The sequence below is a fragment of the Streptomyces sp. NPDC059456 genome (assembly GCF_042750055.1).
Classification (GTDB): domain Bacteria; phylum Actinomycetota; class Actinomycetes; order Streptomycetales; family Streptomycetaceae; genus Streptomyces.
Map to the genome: position 1 here is coordinate 1 of NZ_JBHYVA010000540.1, position 5,970 is coordinate 5,970.

The 5,970-nt window shown below is 76.4% G+C and carries 1 protein-coding gene; it reads left to right on the forward strand.

Annotated elements, in window-relative coordinates; translation table 11 throughout:
• Positions 1 to 236: 236 nt before the first annotated feature.
• Positions 237 to 5,970: amino acid adenylation domain-containing protein (locus ACFXA3_RS32750; protein ID WP_385192809.1), on the forward strand; the 5,734-nt coding region annotated here is incomplete at its 3' end.

The window sequence follows — 5,970 nt, forward strand, 5'->3', positions numbered from 1 at the left end:
TGAGAGGTGCGGTTGGTGGCGGTGTGCTCGGGCTCACGGGGGGGGGCGGGGCGCGCGCGGCCCGGGGCGGGGGGCGGGACGCACTGTCGGCGGCGCGCACGGCACGCCGGGGCCGTGCGGGGCCGCCGTTTGCGCGTTCTACCCCCCGGCGGCTGCGTGCGCGGCTGCGTCTTCTTCCCTACTGACGGATCTCCGCAGCCAGCAGTGTTGAGGAAAACACCGCTTGGAGGCCCACAGTGAAGGTTGTCGCAGCGCACGGCGGACCGGCGAGGCACGGCAGCGAAGCCGGCGACGGAGTCCGTGACGGTGACGGAGTGTCGTTCGCGCAGCGGAGGCTGTGGTTCCTCGACCAGCTCACCGGAGGCTCCGCCGAGTCCCTGCTCCCGCTGGCGCTGCGCATCCACGGCGCGCTCGACGTGCCGGCCCTGGAGCGGTCGCTGTCGGGGATCGTGGACCGGCACGAGGTGCTGCGCACCCGGTTCACCGCCGTCGACGGGGAGCCCGTGCCGCGGGTGGACCCGCCGGGCCGCATCCGGCTGGCCCGGGTGGAGGCGGGCAGCACCGAGGAGCTGTTCGACCGGGAGCTGGCGCGCCCCCTGGACCTGGCGAAGGAGCACCCGCTGCGGGCCGTGCTCGCCCGCCTCGGCCCCGGGGAGCACGTGCTGCTCCTGGTGGTCCACCACATCGCGGTGGACGGCTGGTCCTGGGACGTGCTGCTGCGCGAACTGGACGCCGGCTACCGGGGCGAGGCGGTGGACGCCCCCGCGCTGCAGTACACCGACGTCGCCCGCGCCGAGGCCGGACGGCTGAGCGGACCGCGCATGGAGCGGCTCCTCGGGTACTGGCGGGAGCGCCTGGCCGGGGTCGCGCCGCTCGCCCTGCCCGCGGACCGGCCCCGGCCGGCGTTCTGGGACGGCTCCGGGGACGTGGTCCGCTTCGAGCTGCCGGCCGAACTGGTCGCCGAGGTCGACCGGGTGGCCCGGGAGCAGCGCGCGACCCGCTACATGCTGCTGCTCTCCGTGTACCAGGCCCTGCTGGGGCGGTACTCCGGCCGCACCGACATCGCGGTCTGCACCACGCTGGCCGACCGGGGCCGCCCCGAAGTGGCCGGTCTGATCGGCCCGTTCGTGAACACGATCGTGCTGCGCACCGACCTGTCCGGCGATCCGGGCTTCGCCGAGCTGCTGGGCCGGGTCCGGGCTGCGGCCCTGCGGGACTTCTCGCACGCCGAGGCGCCGTTCGACCGGGTGGTCGGCGAGGTGGTCACCGAGCGCGACCTGTCCCGCCACCCGCTCGCGCAGGCCTCGTTCACGCTGCTCAACACCGTCCCCTCGGCGGCCCGCCTGGCCGATCTGGACGTGGCGCTGGTGCGGACCCCGCTGACGGGCACCCCGCTCGACGTGTTCCTGGACCTGAGCCTGCGGGCCAACGGCGACATCGCGGCGCGGCTGCAGTACTCCACGGCCCTGTTCGACCGGAGCACGATGGTCCGCTTCACCGAGGGCTACGTCGGCCTCCTGCGGGCGGTGACGGCCTCGCCGCGGACCCCGGTGGCCGAACTCGCCGGACGGCTGGAGCCGCTGCCCGGCAAGGAGCGCCGGCGGCTGGTCGAGATGGCCGTCGCGGGGCGCCCGGCGCCGGCCGCGGTCCCGTTCACCGTGGCCGGTGAGCCCGATGCGGTGGCCCTGGTGTGCGGGGAGGAGTCACTGCGGTACGGGGAGCTGGACGCCCTCGCCGGCGGCCTGGCCACGGCCCTGCGGTCGGCGGGCGCCGGCCCGGGGACCCCGGTCGGCGTGTGCCTGAAGCGCGGAGTGCGCTCCGTGGCCGCGATGACCGCGATCTGGCGGGCCGGCGGGGTCTACGTGCCGCTGGATCCGGCGCTGCCCGAGGAGCGGCTGCGGTTCATGGCCGGGGAGGCCGGGCTGGCCTGCGTCCTCACCGACGCCGCGACCGCGGACCTGGCCGGTGCGCTGGGCCCGCGGGTGCTGCGGGTGGAGGACGCCGCGCCCGACGCGGACGCCCCGCACCACAGCCCCGGCCCGCGGGACCTCGCGTACGTCATCTTCACCTCGGGCTCCACCGGGCGGCCGAAGGCCGTCGGGATCGAGCACGGTGCGATCGCCGCGCACGTCGCCGCCGCCCGCGAGGAGTTCGGGATCACCGCCCGGGACCGGGTGCTCGCCTTCTCGTCCTTCTCGTTCGACGCGTCCCTGGACCAGCTGCTGACCGCCCTGGGCTGCGGGGCCACCCTGGTGGTGCGGCCGGACGAACCGTGGCTGCCCGCACAGATCCCCTCGGTGGTCGAGCGGCACGGGATCACCGTCCTGAACCTGCCGCCGACGTACTGGGCCGAGCTGGCGTTCTCGCTCACGGACCGCACGGCGGCCGCGCTGGCCCCGCTGCGGCTGCTGGTCCTCGGCGGGGAGTCGGTGCCGGCGGCGGCGCTGGCGGCCTGGCTGGAGCGGGCCCCGCACGTGCGGGTGCTCAACGCGTACGGCCCGACGGAGACCACCGTCACCGCCACCACGCACGAGATCGGCACGGCCGGGGACGACGGCCGGGTGCCGATCGGGCGGCCGCTGGGCTCCCGCCGGGCGTACGTGGTCGACGCGCACGAGGAACTCGTACCGGTCGGGGAGCCGGGCGAGCTGCTGATCGGGGGCCCGGAGCTGGCCCGCGGCTACCTCGGCCAGCCCGCCCTCACCGCGGCGAAGTTCGTACCCGACCCGTACGCCGGCGACGGCGGCCGGCTCTACCGCACCGGCGACCTGGTCCGCCGGCTTCCGTCGGGGGAACTGGAGTTCCTCGGCCGCACCGACGACCAGGTCAAGATCCGCGGCTTCCGCATCGAACTCGGCGAGGTGGAGGCGGCACTGGCCGCGTGCCCGGGCGTGGTGGCCGCCGCGGTGGCCGTCGGCACGGACGCCCAGGGCGGCAAGAGCCTGACCGGCTACGTGGTGGCCGGCGCCGAAGGTCCGGTGGAGCCCGCCGCGCTGCGGGCCCACTGCGCCGGCCGGCTGCCGCACTACGCGGTGCCCGCGGAGTTCGTGGCGCTGGACGCGCTGCCCGTGAACGCCTCGGGCAAGCTGGACCGGGCGGCCCTGCCCGCCGCGCGGCCGGACGGGGAGCGGGCGGAGCGGGACCGGGCGACGGGCGGCGCCGAGTTCACCGCGCCGCGCGACGCCACCGAGCGGGTGGTCGCCGAGATCTGGGCGGAGGTCCTCGGCGTCGACCGGATCGGCATCGACGACGGGTTCTTCGACCTGGGCGGCCACTCCCTGCTCGCCACCATGGCCGTGTCCCGGATCGCGGAGCGGCTCGGCCGCGAGGTGGAGCTGCGGACCCTGTTCGAGAACCCCCGCATCCGCGCGTTCGGGCCGCTGGTGGCCGCGGCCCGGCAGGCGGGCGCCGCGAGCGTCGTCCCCGTGGACCGCTCGGGGCCGCTGCCGCTGTCCTTCGCGCAGGAGCGGATGTGGTTCCTGGACCGGATGTCCGACGTCGGCGACGAGTACGTGCTCTGGTTCTCGTGGCGGATGCGCGGCGGGCTCGACCGGGACGCCTGGCAGGGCGCCCTCGACGAAGTGGTGGCCCGGCACGAGGCGCTGCGGACCGCGCTCGTCGAGGTGGACGGCCGGCCGGCGCAGCGGGTGGTCGACGGGGTGCGCGTCCCGCTGGTGTGGCAGTCCGCCCCGCCGGGGGACGACGAGGCGGTGCGGCTGGAGCGGCTGCGGGAGGTGGCCGTCCCGTACGCCACCCGCCGTTTCGACCTGGCCGGGCCGCCGCTGCTGCGGGCCGGGGTGTGGGAGCTGGACCCCGCGGACCACGTCGCGGTGATCGCCTTCCACCACGCGGCGACCGACGGCTGGTCCAAGGACGTGATCATCGGCGAGCTGGCGCGGTCCTACGCCGCCCGGGTGGCCGGGCGGCCGTCCGGACTGCCGCCCGTCCCGGTCCAGTACGGGGACTTCGCGGTCTGGCAGCGCGACCGGATGGCCGGCGAGGTGCTGGAGCGGCAGCTGGCGTACTGGGAGCGGGCCCTGGCGGGGGTGCCCGTACTGGAGCTGCCGACGGACCGGCCGCGCCCGGCGGGCTGGTCGGGCCGGGGCGGCGCGGTCGAGATCGATCTGCCGCGGGAGCTGGAGGTGGAGCTCGGCGAGCTGGCCCGGCGCTGCGGGGTGACCCGGTTCACGGTGCTGCTGGCGGTGGTGCAGATCGTGCTGGGCCGCTGGTCGGGTCAGCAGGACGTGGCGGTGGGCACACCGGTCGCGGGCCGCGGCCAGCTGGAGCTGGAGCGGCTGGTGGGGCTGCTGGTGAACACGGTGGTGCTGCGCGGGGACCTGTCCGGCGCGCCCTCGTTCACGGAGTTCCTGGGCCGGGTCCGGGAATCGGTGCTCGGGGCCTTCGACCACCAGGAGGTGCCGTTCGAGCGGCTGGTGGAGCAGCTGCGGCCGGAGCGGGACCCGTCCCGCAACCCCCTGTTCCAGGTGATGTTCGACGTCCAGGAGAGCGCCGCCGGCGGGCCGCGGGTGGAGGGCCTGGACGTGGAGCACTTCGTCCTGCCCTGGGGGTCGGCGAAGTTCGACCTGACCGCGACCTTCCTGCTCTATCCCGACCGGTTCGCGCTGAACGTGGAGTACGCGAGCGACCTGTTCGACGCCGCCACGGTCACCCGGTTCGCCGGGCACGTGGGCCGGGTGCTGGAGGCGGTCGTCGCCGATCCGGAGCAGGCCGTCGGCCGGCTGGAGCTGCTGTCGCCCGCGGAGCACGCGGAGCTGGCCGGGGCCGCGGGCCCCGCGGCGGCCGCGCCGGCGGCCCCGTTCACCGTGTCGGGCGCACCGGACGCGCCGGCGCTGCTCTGCGGGGACGAGCGCCTGACGTACGGCGAACTGGACGGCCTGACCGGCGGGCTGGCCCGCGCCCTGGCCGCCGCCGGGGTACGGCCGGGCGCACCGGTCGGCGTGTGCCTGGGGCGCGGCATCCGCTCGGTCGCCGCCATGGCCGCGATCTGGCGGGCCGGCGGGGTCTACGTACCGCTCGACCCGCGGCTGCCGGAGGACCGGCTGCGGTTCATGTGCGCCGAGGCGGGCGTGCACAGCGTGTTCAGCGACGCCTCGACCCACGCCCTGGCCGCCGCGCTCGGCCCGCGGACCGTCCCCGTCGACACCGTCGTGCCCGACCCGGACGCACCGCACCACACCCCCGACCCCGGTGACCTCGCCTACGTGATCTTCACCTCGGGCTCCACCGGCCGACCCAAGGCCGTCGGGGTCGAACACCACGCGCTCGGCGCGCACACCGCCGCCGCCCGCGAACTGTTCGGCATCACAGCGGACGACCGGGTCCTCGCCTTCGCCTCCTTCTCCTTCGACGCGTCCCTGGAGCAGGTGCTGCCCGCCCTCGGCGCGGGGGCCTCGGTGGTGGTCCGGCCGGACGAGGTGTGGTCGGTGGAGGAACTCGGGGAGGCCGTCCGCACCCAGGGCGTCACGGTCATGGAGGCCACCCCCGCCTACTGGGAGGAGATCGTCGCCCGGCTCGACGCGGTCGCCGGGGACCTCAAGGGCCTGCGGCTGCTGGTCACCGGCGGCGAGGCACTGCCCTCGGCGCCGCTGGAGCGCTGGTTCGCCCACCTCCCCGACGTGCCCGTCGTCAACACGTACGGCCCGACCGAGGCGGTCATCTCGGCCACCGCCCTGCTGGTCACCGCACCGGTCGGGGGCCGGGTCCCGATCGGCGGGCCGCTGGGCTCGCGGCGGGCGTACGTCGTGGACGCGCTCGACCAGCTCGTACCCGTCGGGCTGCCGGGCGAGCTGCTGATCGGGGGCCCGGAGCTGGCCCGCGGCTACCTCGGCCAGCCCGCCCTCACCGCGGCGAAGTTCGTGCCCGACCCGTACGCCGGCGACGGCGGCCGGCTCTACCGCACCGGCGAGGGGGGCGGGCGCGGTGAGAGGGGGGTGGTGGGGTTGCGCGCGC